The organism is Paraburkholderia sp. MM5477-R1, from assembly GCF_050436385.1.
Taxonomy (GTDB): Bacteria; Pseudomonadota; Gammaproteobacteria; order Burkholderiales; family Burkholderiaceae; genus Paraburkholderia; species Paraburkholderia tuberum.
Genome location: NZ_JBNDMC010000007.1, coordinates 869,858 through 884,929 on the forward strand (window position 1 = coordinate 869,858; position 15,072 = coordinate 884,929).

The window sequence follows — 15,072 nt, forward strand, 5'->3', positions numbered from 1 at the left end:
GGAGTACGACATGTCCGATAAACATCTGTCCAGCCAGTTCGACGCAGACCTCAACCTCGTTTCGTCGAAGGTGCTCGAAATGGGTGGTCTCGTCGAATCGCAGATCGTCAACGCGATGCAGGCGCTCAACGAATTCGACCTCGACATCGCCGAGCAGGTGATCGTCGCCGAAGACCGTCTGAACAAGATGGAAGTCGAGATCGACGAAGAGTGCAGCAACATCATCGCGCGCCGTCAGCCGGCCGCGCGCGATCTGCGCTTGCTGATCGCGATCTCGAAGACCATCACGAACCTCGAGCGCGCCGGCGACGAAGCCGAAAAGATCGCGAAGCGCACCAAGCGTCTGATGGAAGACGGCGCATCGCGCACCATCAACATCGCCGAGATCAAGCTGTCGGGCGAAATGGCCGTGTCGATCCTGCGCCGTGCGCTGGACGCGTTCGCGCGTCTGGACACGGTCGCCGCCGCGCAGATCGTGCGCGACGACAAGGCGATCGATGAGGAATTCCGCGCGTTCGTGCGCAAGCTGATTTCGTATATGACCGAAGATCCGCGTTCGATCTCGGTGGGCCTCGACTTCCTGTTCATCGCCAAGGCAATCGAGCGGATCGGCGACCACGCGAAGAACATCGCGGAATTCATCATCTACATCGTCAAGGGTACCGACGTGCGGCACCAGTCGCGCGACGCGCTCGAACGCGAAGCGCTCAGCTAATCCAGAGATAAGGAACAGAGGTGCCGATGCCCAGCAGCATTCTCGTCATTGAAGATGAGCCCGCCATTTCCGAACTGATTTCGGTCAATCTTCAACACGCCGGGCATTGCCCGATTCGCGCGTACAACGCGGAGCAGGCGCACAACCTGATCAGCGACGTACTGCCCGATCTCGTGCTGCTCGACTGGATGTTGCCGGGTAAATCGGGTATTTCGTTCGCGCGCGATCTGCGCAACAACGAGCGTACGAAGCATATCCCGATCATCATGCTGACCGCGCGAGGCGACGAGCAGGACAAGGTGCTCGGCCTCGAGATCGGCGCCGACGACTACGTGACGAAGCCGTTCTCGCCGAAGGAACTGATGGCGCGCATCAAGGCGGTGCTGCGCCGCCGCGCGCCGCAGCTGACCGAAGACGTGGTCGCAATCAACGGCCTGAAGCTCGATCCGGCCACGCACCGCGTCGCCGCGCATGCGGAAGGCAGCGAGATCAAGCTCGATCTCGGCCCGACCGAATTCCGTCTGCTGCACTTCTTCATGACTCACCCGGAGCGCGTGCACAGCCGCACGCAACTGCTCGATCAGGTGTGGGGCGATCACGTGTTCGTCGAAGAGCGGACCGTCGACGTGCATATCAAGCGTCTGCGCGCGGCACTCAAGCCGGCCGGGTGCGATGCTATGATTGAAACGGTACGCGGCAGCGGTTACCGGCTGGCGAAGAGCGCCTGATAGCCGTCGGCGGCGCGCTGCATCGCATGGCGCTGTGCCGCCGTACCTCCCTCCTGCGCTGTATTTTCTCTTCGATCGCTAGACCATGAACATCATCTGGGCGCGCTCCATCGTGTCGGTCGTGCTGCTTGCTGTTCTGTGCGCGGTGGTCGGCGCACTGCTGAACGTCAAGGCAGGGCTCGCTCTCGCCATCGTCCTGCTGCTCGCACAGAGCGTCTTCAGTACCTTCCACAAGCAGCGTCTGTGGCGTCTGCTCGACGCGCCGGTGTACGGCGAAGTGCCGAGCGCCCCCGGCATCTGGGGCGAAATCTATTACCGTCTGCACAAGCTCGCGAAGCGCTGGCATGCCCAGGTGCGCCAGGTCGAGCAGCAGCATTCGCGTTTCATCCAGGCGATCCAGGCGTCGCCTAACGGTGTCGCGATGCTCGACGATCATGATCAGATCGAGTGGTGCAACGCGATTTCCGAAAGCCACTTTGGGCTCGATGCGAAGCGCGATCTGCGTCAGCACATCACGCATCTGGTGCGCCATCCGGATTTCGTGCGCTATCTGAATTCGCATCGGTACGAGGAAATGCTGATCATGCGCGGCATGGGCGACAAGCGCCAGAACGTGCTGTCGGTGCAGGTGTTTCCTTACGGCGACAATCGCAAGCTCGTGCTGTCGCAGGACATCACCGAGCTCGAGCGCACCGACGCGATGCGGCGTGACTTCGTCGCCAACGTGTCGCACGAATTGAAAACGCCGCTCACCGTGTTGTCCGGCTTTCTCGAGACGATGCGCGAGCTGCCGTTGGGCGAAGCCGAGCGCGCGCGTTATCTCGAGCTGATGGAGCAGCAGGCGTCGCGCATGCGTCATATCGTCAGCGATCTGCTCGTGCTCGCGACGCTCGAAGGCGACAACAAGCCACCGAGCGATCAGATGATCGACATGCGCGCGGTATTGCGGCATCTGCATGACGACGCGCAGAGCCTGTCCAGCGATCATCACAAGATCGTCTTCGATGCCGACGAAGCACTGACCGTCACCGGCGTCGAAACCGAGATTTTCAGCGCATTCGGCAATCTGGTGACGAACGCGATCCGCTACACGCCGGACGGCGGCTCGATCAAGGTCAACTGGCGTGCGCAGGGTGGCCATGCGGTGTTCTCGGTCACCGATAGCGGCTTCGGCATTCCGGCCGCCGATATCCCGCGGCTCACCGAGCGCTTCTATCGCGTCGATCGCAGCCGTTCGCGCGACACGGGCGGCACCGGGCTCGGTCTCGCGATCGTCAAGCACGTACTGCAACGGCACGATGCGCAACTCGACGTGAAGAGCGAAGAAGGGCGCGGCAGCACGTTCACGGTGCGCTTTCCGGTGTATCGGACGGCGCGCGTTCAAACCGCACAGGTTTGAACGCGGCAGTCGTACGACTGGTCGACGCATAAAAAAACCGCCTGAAAAAGGCGGTTTTTTTATGCGCGCGGATCGTCGGGTGCCCGCCATCGCGGCGAGCACCCGAAACGCGGGCGACTACGAACAGAACTTGCCGAGCAGACTCATCTGAGCATTGCGCGACGCCTTGCCCGGCCGGCGCCGGCGGTAGTGACCGTCGCTCTGCATCAACCAGGCCGACTGGTTGTCGCCGAGAAACGCCGACAGCCCTTCCGCGATCACGCGCCGCTTCAGTCGCCGGTTGTTGACCGGGAATGCGACTTCGACGCGCCGGAACAGATTGCGATCCATCCAGTCGGCGCTCGACAGATAGACCTGTTCCTTGCCGCCGTCGTAGAAGTAGTAGATGCGATGGTGTTCGAGAAAGCGCCCGACGATCGAGCGCACCGTGATGTTCTCGGAGAGCCCTTGCACGCCCGGCTGCAGCGAGCACACGCCGCGCACGATCAGATCGACCTTCACGCCGGCCTGCGATGCTTCGTACAGCTCGGCGATCACCGTCGGCTCGAGCAGCGCGTTCATCTTCGCGACGATGCGCGCCTTCTTGCCCGCGCGCGCATGCTCGGCTTCCTTGCGGATCGCGTCGACGAGCTTCGGATGCAGCGTGAACGGCGACTGCCACAGCTCGTGCAGCTTCAGCTCGCCGCCGATGCCGGTGAGCTGCTGGAACACATGGTGCACGTCCTCGCAGATCTTCTGATCGGCGGTCATCAGACCGAAATCGGTATAGAGGCGCGCGGTGCGCGGGTGATAGTTGCCCGTGCCGAGGTGCACGTAGCGCTTCAGGCTCGCCTTGCCGCCCGCCGACACGCGTCGCACGATCAGCATCATCTTCGCGTGGCACTTGTGGCCGACTACGCCGTAGACCACGTGCGCGCCGACCGCTTCGAGCTGCGAGGCCCAGTTGATGTTGGTTTCCTCGTCGAAGCGCGCGAGCAGCTCGACGACCACCGTGACTTCCTTGCCGTTGCGCGCGGCCTGCATCAGCGCATCCATCAGCGGCGAGTCGGTGCCGGTCCGATAGATGGTCTGCTTGATCGCGACCACGTTCGGGTCCTTGGCCGCCTGCAACAGCAGCTCGAGCACCGGCTGGAAGCTCTCGTACGGATGATGCAGCAGCACGTCGCCCTGATCGATCACGTCGAACATGCTCGCGCTGTTGGCGATCTGCCTCGGCGTCGACGGAATGTGCGGCACGAACTTCAGATCCGGCCGGTCGACCATCTCGGGCAGCTGCATCAGCCGCACCAGATTGACGGGGCCGTTCACGTAGTAGCAGTCCTTGTTCGACAGACCGCTTTCGTCGAGCAGGCGCCGCACCACATGCGTGGGCGTTTCCGCCGACACTTCGAGCCGCACCGCATTGCCCAGATGCCGCGCCGGCAGTTCGCCCTGCAACGCGACGCGCAGATTGGTGATTTCGTCTTCGTCGACGAACAGCTCGCTGTTGCGCGTGATGCGAAACTGATTGCAGCTGCGCACGAAGAGATTCGGAAACAGCTCGCCGACAAAGTGTTGGAGCAGCGAGCTCAGCAGCACGAAGCCATGCGGATAACCCGACAGCTCCTGCGGCATGCGCACGAGTCGCGGCAGCGCGCGCGGCGCCTGCACGATGCCCATCATCGCCTGACGGCCGAACGCGTCCTTGCCCTCGAGCTCGACGACGAAGTTCAGGCTCTTGTTCAGCACGCGCGGAAACGGATGCGCGGGGTCGAGACCGATCGGCGTGAGCACCGGCAGCAGTTCGTTGAAGAAGTAGTTGCGTGCCCATTCGGTCTGCGCGTCGCTCCAGGCTTCGTTGCCGTGGAAATAGATGCCTTCCTGTTCGAGCGCGGTGAGCACCGTGTCGTGCAGCATCGTGTACTGGCGATGCACGAGCTTCTGCGCACGTTCGACCACGAGGTCGTACATGTGAAGCAGCGACATGCCGTCGGGCGACAATGCGCCGGGGTTGTCGCCCATCTGTTCCTGAAGCCCGGCCATGCGGACTTCGAAGAATTCGTCGAGGTTGCTACTGGTGATGCAGATAAAGCGCAGACGTTCGAGCAAGGGGACGGCGGGATCGGCGGCTTGCGCCAACACACGCTCGTTGAAACCCAGAATGCCCAGCTCGCGATTCAATAGGGGATAGCGGACGGACATCGGCGGCGAGATTGGAATGTCTGAAATGGAGACGGAAAGACGCTCGGAAATTCTCACGGTTTGATGACGTCCTGATGACATCGGCGATGTTTTTAACATTTTATGCCGCAATCGTCGTCTGTCGTCAATATGACGCGCTACCTATGCGACGATACCGAACTCCCTGCGCCGCGAGGTGACACCGTGAAGGCTGCTACGCTTAGAATGGCGTCTTTGAACAGTGCGGCTGGCCGCGACGCGCACCATGCGCCGAAGGCGCCGGGCCGGCGCGTGGCGCTGCCGGAGTCCGCCGCCACGCCCTCGGCCGCAGCCGCGGCGCTCGCGCGCATGGAGTACGCTTACCCGATGGTCAATATTCCTCATCTCCTCGCCGCCGTCGATCTCGGTTCGAACAGCTTCCGGCTCATCGTGGGCCGGGTCGAGGAAACCGACGCGGGCAGCCAGATCTATCAGGTCGACGCCTTGCGCGAGCCGGTGCGGCTCGCGGCCGGACTATCGAGCGACAAGATGCTCGATCGCGCATCGCAGGTGCGTGGGTGGGATGCGCTGAAGCGCTTCGGCGAGCGGTTGCGCGATTTTCATCCGGACCACGTGCGCGCGGTCGCGACCAATACGCTGCGCATCGCGAAGAATGCGGCGCGAATTTCTCGGCGAGGCGGAGGCCGCGCTCGGTTTTCCGATCGAAGTGATCGCCGGGCGCGAGGAAGCACGCCTGATTTATGCGGGCGCCGCGCACTCGGTGCCGGCGAGCGCGGGCAAGCGGCTCGTCGTCGATATCGGCGGTGGCTCGACGGAATTCATCATCGGCTCGCACTACACGCCGATCATGATGGAGAGCTTGTATATCGGCTGCGTGAGCCATAGCCGCGCGTTTTTCCCGGCCGGCAACGTCGACGAGTACACGATGCGCCAGGCCGAGCTCGCCGCGCGCCGCGAAATCCAGATCATTTCCGCCGAATACAAGAAGACCGGCTGGGAGCAGGCGATCGGCTCGTCGGGCACCGCGCGCGCGCTCGCCGAACTGGTCGAGGCGAACAATTTCAACGATGCGGGCGTCACCCACGGCATTTCGCGCGGCGGCCTCGAGCGGCTCAAGCGCGCGCTGATCAAGGCCGAAAACGTCAACCGGCTGAAACTGATTGCGCTGAAGAGCGACCGCGTGCCGGTGCTCGCGGGCGGGCTGTCGATCATGATCGCGGTGTTCGACGAACTGGGCGTCGACTATGTCGACACCACCGACGGCGCGCTGCGCCTCGGCGTCATGTACGACCTGCTCGGCCGTTCGCAGCACGAGGACATGCGTACGGTGACGGTCGAGGGCTTCATGCGCCGCTATGGCATCGATCGCCCGCAGGCGGGGCGCATCCGCGATCTGTCGACGAGCTTCTACGACCAGTTCGTCGAACCGGACGAGGAACGCCGCGCGGAAAACCGCATGTTCATCGGCTGGGCGGCGTCGCTACACGAAATCGGCCTGTCGATCTCGCATAGCGCGTATCACAAACACTCGGCTTATATCGCGAGCAATGCCGACATGCCGGGCTTTTCGCGTACCGACCAGGCGCGCCTCGCCGCGCTCGTGCTCGGCCACGCGGGCAAGCTCGGCAAGCTGTCGCAAACGCGCGACGTCGAATGGCCGCTGCTGTTCTGTCTGCGGCTCGCGGCGTTGCTGTGCCGTCGACGCGCGGACGTCGGCCTGCCGGGCATCACGGTTGCTCAGGCGAACGGCGGTTACGAGGTGCGTTTGCCGAACGAGTGGGTCGCCAACAATCCGTTGACGGATTACAGCCTGATCCAGGAGGCGGCGGAGTGGGAGAAAGTCGGGATTCCGTACCGTGTCGTTTATACGGACGATTGACGCGATGCGGATCGACGCACGCGTCGATTCGCGGCGTGTGCACGAACAAAAAAAGCCCTGCAAATGCAGGGCTTTTTCGTATCTCGGCGCAGCTTATCGCGGCAACGCATCGCCGAGGAAGTGCCGCGCATAGCGCGCGTTGATATCGGACAGACGGAACAGCGTCAGGAAATCCGCGGTATTGAAGTCGGGGTCCCACGCCGGTGCGCCGCAAATCTTCGCGCCGAGACGCAAGTAGCCCTTCACGAGCGGGGGCGGCGCGACGGCGGCACCCGTCTGCAGTTCGTCGACCGGCAGCGGCGTATGCGGGAACGCGCGATATTCGGGCGCGGTCAGCGCGTTGTCGCGCAGCGAGCAATACAGGTTCGCCGCATAGTGGCCGCCGTCGGCCATCGCGACGCTCGCGCAGCCGAGCATCGTCTCGTAGCCGTTGTGCTTCATGTACGCGGCGAGCCCAGCCCATAGCGACATGATCACCGAGCCGCTGCGATAGTCCGGATGCACGCACGAGCGGCCGACCTCGACCATCTTCGCGCGCAGATGCGTGAGACGCGACACGTCGAACTCGCTTTCCGCATATAGACGGCCGATGCGCGCGGCCTGATGCGGCGGCAGGGCGCGATACGTGCCGACTACTTTCAACGTGTCGAGATCGCGTACCAGCAAATGGTCGCAGTACGAATCGAAGGCATCGACGTCGAGGCCCGCGGGGCCGCTGAGGCGTGCGCCCATTTCGTCGGCGAAGACGCGATAGCGTAGACGCTGCGCTTCACGCAGCTCTTCGTCGGTACGCGCCCACGACACTTGCAGGCGATGCTGCGCGGTGACCGTTTCCTCGGCGCGCGGCAGACGGCGCGGTTCGAAAAGCGAGGCGAAGGGCAGGGTGGGCGTCGGCAGTTCTCGCATTGGCTGTCCTGGTCGAAAAGAGTGAGGATTTCTTTTTTCGCCAATGTAGTAACGCGCGGTGACGCTCGCATGGCAAAGCCGTGACGATTGGATGACTGCCCGTAAGCCCTCGCGTGGGTGCCTGTAATGTCGGAGGTGTCGCGCGACACGCGCGCTCAGATCAGATCGGGGCTGATGGCGGCGCGCAACACCGCCTCATCTTCGCCGTTGCGCTCGCGGCTCTCGATCCACCAGATGCCGGCTTTTTTCAGTGGCCAGCTCGCGCGGCTGTCGCCGAGCAGTTGCGCGGCGACGTGGCCGAGCGTCGGTTGATGGCCGACGATCACGACGGTTTGCGCGATGCCGCCGGGCCAGCCGGCCGCTTCCAGGACGTCGTTCGCGCTCGCGTTCGGCGCGAGTTCGCGCACGACGCGGTACTGGTCGCTCAACGTCTCGGCGGTCTGGATGGTGCGCACGGCGGGGCTCGCGAGTATGACCGCGTCGTTGGGCAAACGGGCGCGCAGCCATTTCGCGGCGTTCTGCGCCTGCTTGCGGCCGCGCGTGGTGAGCGCGCGGGAGAGATCGCTCGCGGCGACATCTTCTGCTTCGGCGTGACGCCAGAGGATCAGGTCCATGGGAGTCTCCTTTTTGAGCGGCTTGGGATGGCGTTGCGGCGGGCTTGCGCGTCTTCGCAGCGAGGTACCTGCCTCAAGCACTGTCGCATGCGCAGGTGATGATTTGCAAGGCGAGTGCCTGACGGGTCGGCTGTCGGCGTCCACCTGAACGCGAGCCAAAAAAGCAAAAACCCGCGAAGCCGGAGGCTTCGCGGGTTTCGAGCTGCTTTTCGTGGTCGGAGCGATAGGATTCGAACCTACGACCCTCTGATCCCAAATCAGATGCGCTACCAGGCTGCGCTACGCTCCGACGAATCCGAGAGTATAGGGGGTGCGGGCAGGAGCGTCAATCCCTTGGCGGCCCCAACCGCACGGGCAACGACGTTCACCATAGCGGGCTCGCGCCGGCCTCGCGGTGGGCTATATACGCCCCATCAACAGCAGAACGATCACGATGATCAGCACGACGCCGACGAGTCCAGTCGGCCGATAGCCCCAGCCGCTGCTATACGGCCAGCTTGGCAACGCGCCGATCAGCAGCAGGATGAGCACGATTAGCAGGATGGTTCCGACGGTCATGGCGTTCTCCTTTTTGAGGGGGCCGCGAAATCGCTGGCCGCATCTTCACGCTGGTTTGGCGCGCGCGCCGCGACAACAGACGCGCGTGTCGCGCGTCTGTTGCTGGATCGGAACCAGCAAGGCATGTGCCCATCACCCGTTAAGCTCGATGCAGTGAGGCCTTGGACGAAAGCGCAGAAGGAGAGAGCGACGCAGGAAGCGTCGTCGTTCGATGTAGGTATGCCCAAAGAACCGGAAAGGCGTTGCGCACGTCCAGCGGACCTCGATGCGCGCAGGCGCCGCAACGCCGGTCAACGCGTCATCGAGCGGACGCGCGACTGAGGTACCGTGACATGCCGGTGCCGAGGCCAGAGGCCATTCGGTCAGAGTTGAAGATCACCCGCATCAATGCCTTGGACGCCTCCAATGCGGCATATGTAGATGCTGATGCGTCCAGTGATGCAGCATGCCCTCGCCATCGTGTTCACGCCGGTAGGCCCGCGATTCGAAAATCGACAACGCCACCAGCACGATCAGGCCTATTGCGAGCCCGATCAGGCCCGCGATCGATTCACCGTCCATGGCAGTCTCCCGGTAGGTTCAGCCATGAACCCATAGTAGCGCAGGTCCGGTGAAATCTCACGAACTGGAACGGGCGACGCACGAGGTGTGTGATGGCGTCGCCGAACGCGCTTTGCGGTTAGACTCTCGGCGCGATGGCGGACCTCCGCCATCGCTTTGTCCCGGAGACGATTGCAAAATGACCCGCGTTCTGACTCTTGCCTTGCTGTTGTGCGCCGGCGTCGCCGGCTGTGCGGACAATCCGTCCGCGCATCGCGGCAGCCCACCACATGATCCCGCCGACTACCACGGCGTGCCCACCGACGATCGGCCGCCCGCGATGGTGCCCGCGCCCGTCGCGCAGTGAGCGCTCGTTGAAGTGAAAACGAGCGGGAAAGGGCGGGGAAAGCGAAGCACCGGCGCGAGCACGCCGGCACTTCTGACCCGTGCCGACGGTTCGCGCGGAGAGCACGGGCTGAGAGCATTCCAGGACGCGCTCGTTATGCGATATGTATGCGCTTGTTTCAAGCCGTAACGGTCTGTCGTCCGCCGAATAGCCAACGGTGCCCAGCGCACCGCGCTAGGCAGCCGCCATCCCCCGCGACACGCCCGGCAGGTAACGCGTGAGCGTTGCGCCACGCGTGGCCATGAAGATCAGCAGCGCGATCCACAGCCCGTGATTGCCGTGCCACGCGAGCAATGCCGACGACGCCGCCACGAACACCGCAAGCGACACCGCCATCGACATCATCAGCTCGCGCGTACGCGTCGCGCCGATGAACACGCCGTCGAGGAGGAAGCCCCACACCGAAATGACCGGCGACAGCGCCGCCCACGGCAGATAGGTTTCGGCCGCGGCACGCACGGCGGCCTGATCGGTCAGCCGCTCGATGATCCACGCGCCCGCGCCCCAGTAGACGCACGAGAAGCCGATCGCGCCGAGCGCCGACCACAGCGCGGTGACCTTGACCGCCTGCGCGAACGCGTGACGATCGCGCGCACCGATCGCCGCGCCGACCAGCGCCTCGGCCGCGTGCGCGAAACCGTCGAGCCCGTACGCCATGAAGGTCTGGAAATTGAGTAGCAATGCGTTCGCGGCGAGCGTCGCGTCGCCTTGCCGCGCGCCGAGATGCGCGAACCAGCCGAACGACGACAGCAGGCACAGCGTGCGCACGAAGATGTCGCGATTGAGCACGACGAGCCGCTTCAGCGCGGCGGCGTCGAACAAGGCGGCGCGATTCAGCGCGGGCAGGCCGCGCGGCCTGCCGTGCCATAGCAGGGCGAGCCCGAGTACGAAGCCGAGCGCGTCGGCGGTCGCGGTAGCCGCGCCGATGCCGGCCACGCCCCAATGAAACGCGTACACGTACAGCAGCACCGCGGCGATGTTCACGCTGTTGATGAAGACCTGCGACAGCAATGCGAGCCGCACCTGCTGCGTGCCGAGCAGCCAGCCGAGTATCACGTAGTTGCCGAGCGCGAGCGGCGCGGCCCAGATGCGCGCGTGGCAATAAACCTGCGCGTGCCGCTGCACGGCGTCGCTGCCGCCGATCGCCCGCAGCGCATAGTCGATCAGCGGTTGCTGCACGAGCAGCACCAGCGCGCCGATCGCGGCCGCCATCAGCAGTGCGCGCACGACGGTGTTGCGCAACTCGTCGCTGCGGCCCGCGCCGTCCGCCTGCGCGACGAGGCCGGTCGTGCCCATGCGCAGGAAGCCGAAGCCCCAGAACACGAAGTTGAAGAAGAGCCCGCCGAGCGCGACACCGCCGAGGTAAGAGGCACTGTCCAGATGACCAGCGACGGCGGTGTCGACCGCGCCGAGGATCGGTTGCGTCAGATTCGCGAGGACGATCGGCAACGCGAGCGCGAGCACCCGGCGATGCCAGCGCACCGGCAGCGCGGGCGCGCTGGCTGGGTGTGCGGCGGTTTCGGATCGCGCGGCGGGGGGCATACCGGCATCGGGCGTACTCGCGTCGTTCAAGAGCGCTCCTGCACGCACACCCAAGGAGAGACGACGACGGCCCACAGCTCGGGGTCGCGCGCGGCGAAATCGGCGGCCGTCTCCGACTGAACGCGCACGACGAGGCCGGAGGACAACCATTGGGCGACCCGGGTGGTGTCGTCGTTGGCGATTGCCTCGGCGACGCTCACGAGATCGAGGTCGCGCGCGACGTGCAGCAGTATGCCGCGCGCAAAAAAACGTTCGAGTTCGCTCCAGCCGATCTTGGCGGTTTCGCCGAGCAGCTTCGCATAAAGGGGGCTTTGGGAGGCGTCGTTGGAAGTCATCGTGGACAGGGTCGGACGGGGCCGTCACTATAAACTATTGGCAAGGACCGGCGGGCCGCGTGGCGGCCTTGCGCAACGCGCCGGGCGGTTTTTTATGCAGCGCTGACTGAATCGGATTCTGAACCTGGATGCCGGCGGATTCAACGACGGCGGCCCACGAGGCGTGCCGCCCGTCAGCACCGGCTATTAATCGTCCGAATATTCGAAACTGAAACGAGTTTGAATGCGGTTTCAATATTGTCGGCGGAATTGTCAATGTTAAAGATTTCACTATTCGCGAATTTGTTGTGAAAACGTATCGGCGCTTATTCGGAAGAGTTGCCGCGACTAATCGATGCGTTACGTGCGTTTGCGCACCAAGTTAATATTCGCAAGCCAAAGCGGCGTTATTGCCGGATGAGTTAGTGTTATTCGGCCAGACGTCTTTCCTCTGCTGGTTTGGCGGGACTTTCCGCCGATAGCCCAGGAACATTAGCCGGTGCGATACTCCGACATTCCTGGTTTGAATGATTTGGCGTGTGGAGTATCCCAGCTGCGGCGCATTAAGCCGGTCTGATTCCGACATTTCCGATTCACGGATTGCGGAATCCGTACGCCGTGTAACATTGGCCGCAAAATTAATACATTGCGCTTGGAAATGCGGATTGTTAGATTTCGTTCTGGCGCATGGTGAACCGGTCCTTTGCCGATATGCGCCGAACCCCCGTTAGCCCGGCCTCGTGCCGGGCTTTTTTTTGAATGGATTTACGCGGATGTTTAACCTGCCGCAGCGATCTTCACCGCGAATTCACATATGCGGCCGATGATGGCGGATTATTTTTCGGCGCGAGACTCATGACCGGGGTGATCATTTTTGTCGGCGTGTGGCTAATCGCGCTCGCGTTGCTGGTGCGCTTCGCCACGCGCATCGATCCGCGCTCCGGGCGCTGGCGACGCCGCTAAGCGGTGACGCTCTGCCGCTCGGCGGCCGCGCGTGCCGCACGGCGCGCTGCCTTTTACTGCTTGCAGCGGATGACCATCGAACGGTTTTTCACATTCGCGCCGAAAATCCCACCGATCGTGCCGCCCGACGTCGCGCCGTTGTCGACGTCTTTCGAAACCACGTCGTACCCGTAGTTGCCGCAGGTTTCGCCCGCGCGCTTGTAGCACTCGGCCCAGCTCGTGCTGGCGTCGCTGCCGCTGCAGTTGATCGCGAAGCCGGTGTCGCCGCTCGGCAGATAGGTCATCGTGGTCGTGGTCGAGCAGCCGCCGAGGCCGCCGAGCGTCAGGAGGCCAAGACTGATCGTCGCAGCCGCCGCGACGCGCGCCAATGGGCTTTTCATTTCAGATTCCTTGCAAATAACGGAAGGGCGTGGCGCGCAGCCACGCCGCTTCGAATTGAGCGTTTATAGCACGGCGGGTTCCCGCGCCCGCCGCCTAGCGCGGTGGCAGTTGTTTCGACGGATCGATCGAACGGCCCTGGTAGCGCAGTTCGAAATGCAGCATCACGCGATCGGTATCGGTGTCGCCCATTTCGGCGATTTTCTGGCCGCGCTTGACCGATTCGCCTTCCTTCACCAACAGCGCGCGGTTATGCGCGTAAGCGGTCAGATAGTCGGCGTTGTGCTTGAGGATCAGCAGATTGCCGTAGCCGCGCAGACCGTTGCCCGCATAGACGACGGTGCCAGGCGCCGCCGCGACGATGGGCGTGCCGGCCGCCGCGGCAATATCGATACCCTTCGAGTTGCCGCCGTCGAAACGGCGGAACACCGTGCCGTCGGCGGGCCATACCAGCGAGATCGGGACGGGCGCGGTCGCCGACGCAGTGTCCGCGGGCGCAGGACGCGGCGCGACCGCCGCGCTCGCGCTGCCACTGCTGCTATCGCCACCGCCGCTGCGGATCGCGCCGCTCGTCGACGCCGCGCCGCCTGGCGGCGCGACGCGCAGCACCTGGCCGACCTCGATGCGGTCGGGATTGGTCAGGTTGTTCCAGCGTGCGATGTTCTGCACCGATTGCCGGTTGCCGCGCGCGATTTTCGACAGCGTGTCGCCCCGTTCGACCCGGTAGTAGCCCGGCCCCACCGGCGCCGACCCGCACGCGGTGAGCAGCGCGAGCAATGCCGCACAGCCGAGTCGTTTGATTCTTGTCGTTTCCAGCATTGGACCTCGCAAAACACTGCCGCGCGCTGATCCCGATCACGCGGCACAGACAGACAAAGCGTTCGATTCTAACGGTTTTGTGTTGCGCCCCCCGGCGAGGGGAGCGAAGTGGCGGGCGGCCGCTTCGAGCGGCTCGCCGCCGGCGCCGGCGTATCAGCTGGTCTTCTCGACGGTAATGCGCAGTGCCGCCGTTTCGGTTTGTCCCGGCTCGAGCCAGCGCAAACCTCGGCCGTTGTGGATCGCATCGGGCAACCCGAGCCACGGCTCCACGCAGTAAAAGTCCGACTGCGGCGTTTCAGTCCACGTCGTCACCGCGTACCAGGGCACCGAGCCGGGCCGCTGCAGATCGATCGTGATCACGCGATCGATGCCCGGCGCATCGACCCTCACCGGTCGATCGGGCGTGCCGGTCAGGCAATGGAAGCGGTCGTAGATCCGGTCTTCGTCGAGCGTGTAGCTCGCTTCGCCCGGCTCGGCGGGGCTGATCGAGCCGTCCTCGAGCTGACGGCACCGCTCGGTGCGCGGCAGTTCGAGCGTCGTTTGCGCGCGCTGCGTGTGCGGCAGCGTGAAGTAGAAGTGATGGCCGGCGTAGTAGGGCAGGCGCGCGTCGCCGGTATTGGTGGTGGTCAGCGTCACGTCGAGCGTGTGCGGATCGATGAGCTCGTAGGCGGCCTCGAAGCGGAAGCCGAACGGATAGGAGCCGCGGGTCGCTTCACTGTCGGTCAGAACCATCCGCAGGCCGGCGCCATGCACGTCGGCGTGAGGCTCGAACGGCAGGTCGCGCGCGAAGCCGTGCATCGGCAGCTCGCGCACGGTGCCCCGCGCGTCACGCCAATAGCCGATCTTGCCGTCGACGCGATGACGGCCGAGAAATGGAAACAGCAGCGGATTGCCGCCGCGAATCCGCGCGGGCACGCTCCAGTCAGCGTGCTCGGGCCAGTGAATCACCTCTTCGCCGTCGATCGTCCACGACAGCAGACGGCCGCCGGCTTGCGGCGAAAAACGGAGCACCGAGGCGTCCTGGGCGATCTCGAGAATGTCCTGTTCCGGGGAGAGGGGCATGGTCAATAGCTAGCCAGATAGAGGTTGAGGGTCGCGCAAAGCGGCCGCGTGGGTCGGCCGTTGCATCTGCATGGAAGCGGCGTTTTGCG

At 64.1% G+C, this 15,072-nt stretch carries 14 protein-coding genes, 1 tRNA gene and 1 pseudogene; 5 read left to right on the forward strand and 11 right to left on the reverse strand.

Annotated features, from left to right (window positions below):
- Window positions 1–10: 10 nt before the first annotated feature.
- From phoU to phoR, 3 genes are all read left to right on the forward strand, one after another.
- On the forward strand, window positions 11–715 hold the full coding sequence (gene phoU / locus OKW35_RS32880) for a phosphate signaling complex protein PhoU (RefSeq protein WP_027198295.1): 705 nt from the start codon (window positions 11–13) through the stop codon (window positions 713–715).
- A 26-nt stretch (window positions 716–741) separates the two neighbouring features.
- Window positions 742–1,443, forward strand: a complete 702-nt coding sequence (phoB, locus tag OKW35_RS32885) for a phosphate regulon transcriptional regulator PhoB (protein ID WP_008922879.1) — start codon at window positions 742–744, stop codon at window positions 1,441–1,443.
- Between the two features lie 85 nt (window positions 1,444–1,528).
- Window positions 1,529–2,842, forward strand: coding sequence for a phosphate regulon sensor histidine kinase PhoR (phoR, locus tag OKW35_RS32890; RefSeq protein ID WP_429554258.1), 1,314 nt, complete (start codon window positions 1,529–1,531; stop codon window positions 2,840–2,842).
- A gap of 117 nt (window positions 2,843–2,959) precedes the next feature.
- Here phoR and ppk1 read toward each other — a convergent pair whose 3' ends face one another.
- Window positions 2,960–5,023 (reverse strand): polyphosphate kinase 1, encoded by a 2,064-nt coding sequence (gene ppk1 / locus OKW35_RS32895; RefSeq protein WP_429555107.1) that lies wholly within the window; start codon window positions 5,021–5,023, stop codon window positions 2,960–2,962.
- A 204-nt stretch (window positions 5,024–5,227) separates the two neighbouring features.
- On the opposite strand from ppk1, the pseudogene ppx reads away from it, so the two are divergent.
- Window positions 5,228–6,881, forward strand: a pseudogene (gene ppx, locus OKW35_RS32900) (exopolyphosphatase).
- A 93-nt stretch (window positions 6,882–6,974) separates the two neighbouring features.
- Here ppx and OKW35_RS32905 read toward each other — a convergent pair.
- From OKW35_RS32905 to OKW35_RS32925, 5 genes are all read right to left on the reverse strand, one after another.
- Entirely contained in the window at window positions 6,975–7,787 is an 813-nt protein-coding gene (locus tag OKW35_RS32905) for a GNAT family N-acetyltransferase (protein ID WP_184028352.1), read from the reverse strand.
- Window positions 7,788–7,942: 155 nt separating this feature from the next.
- The gene (locus OKW35_RS32910; RefSeq protein ID WP_184061447.1) at window positions 7,943–8,401 is read right to left on the reverse strand and encodes a SixA phosphatase family protein; all 459 of its coding nucleotides are present in this window, start codon (window positions 8,399–8,401) and stop codon (window positions 7,943–7,945) included.
- Between the two features lie 212 nt (window positions 8,402–8,613).
- Window positions 8,614–8,690 (reverse strand) — tRNA-Pro (locus OKW35_RS32915).
- 110 nt (window positions 8,691–8,800) lie between these two features.
- Window positions 8,801–8,959 (reverse strand): DUF3309 family protein, encoded by a 159-nt coding sequence (locus OKW35_RS32920; protein WP_090801093.1) that lies wholly within the window; start codon window positions 8,957–8,959, stop codon window positions 8,801–8,803.
- 384 nt (window positions 8,960–9,343) lie between these two features.
- On the reverse strand, window positions 9,344–9,520 hold the full coding sequence (locus OKW35_RS32925) for a hypothetical protein (RefSeq protein WP_018421224.1): 177 nt from the start codon (window positions 9,518–9,520) through the stop codon (window positions 9,344–9,346).
- A 178-nt stretch (window positions 9,521–9,698) separates the two neighbouring features.
- Between OKW35_RS32925 and OKW35_RS32930 the strand changes: the two genes are divergently transcribed.
- A complete protein-coding gene (locus tag OKW35_RS32930; RefSeq protein ID WP_167368601.1) occupies window positions 9,699–9,866 on the forward strand; it encodes a hypothetical protein in 168 nt (55 codons plus the stop codon).
- Between the two features lie 213 nt (window positions 9,867–10,079).
- Here OKW35_RS32930 and OKW35_RS32935 read toward each other — a convergent pair whose 3' ends face one another.
- From OKW35_RS32935 to OKW35_RS32955, 5 genes are all read right to left on the reverse strand, one after another.
- The gene (locus OKW35_RS32935; RefSeq protein WP_429555108.1) at window positions 10,080–11,447 is read right to left on the reverse strand and encodes an MATE family efflux transporter; all 1,368 of its coding nucleotides are present in this window, start codon (window positions 11,445–11,447) and stop codon (window positions 10,080–10,082) included.
- 26 nt (window positions 11,448–11,473) lie between these two features.
- A complete protein-coding gene (locus OKW35_RS32940) occupies window positions 11,474–11,782 on the reverse strand; it encodes a DUF2288 domain-containing protein (RefSeq protein WP_090801091.1) in 309 nt (102 codons plus the stop codon).
- A 995-nt stretch (window positions 11,783–12,777) separates the two neighbouring features.
- Window positions 12,778–13,104 carry a hypothetical protein gene (locus tag OKW35_RS32945; protein WP_090801089.1) on the reverse strand — a complete coding sequence of 109 codons (327 nt, stop codon included), beginning with the start codon at window positions 13,102–13,104 and terminating at the stop codon, window positions 12,778–12,780.
- Between the two features lie 94 nt (window positions 13,105–13,198).
- A complete protein-coding gene (locus tag OKW35_RS32950) occupies window positions 13,199–13,921 on the reverse strand; it encodes a peptidoglycan DD-metalloendopeptidase family protein (RefSeq protein ID WP_429554259.1) in 723 nt (240 codons plus the stop codon).
- A gap of 153 nt (window positions 13,922–14,074) precedes the next feature.
- On the reverse strand, window positions 14,075–14,983 hold the full coding sequence (locus OKW35_RS32955) for an aldose epimerase (RefSeq protein WP_429554260.1): 909 nt from the start codon (window positions 14,981–14,983) through the stop codon (window positions 14,075–14,077).
- Window positions 14,984–15,072 lie beyond the last annotated feature (89 nt).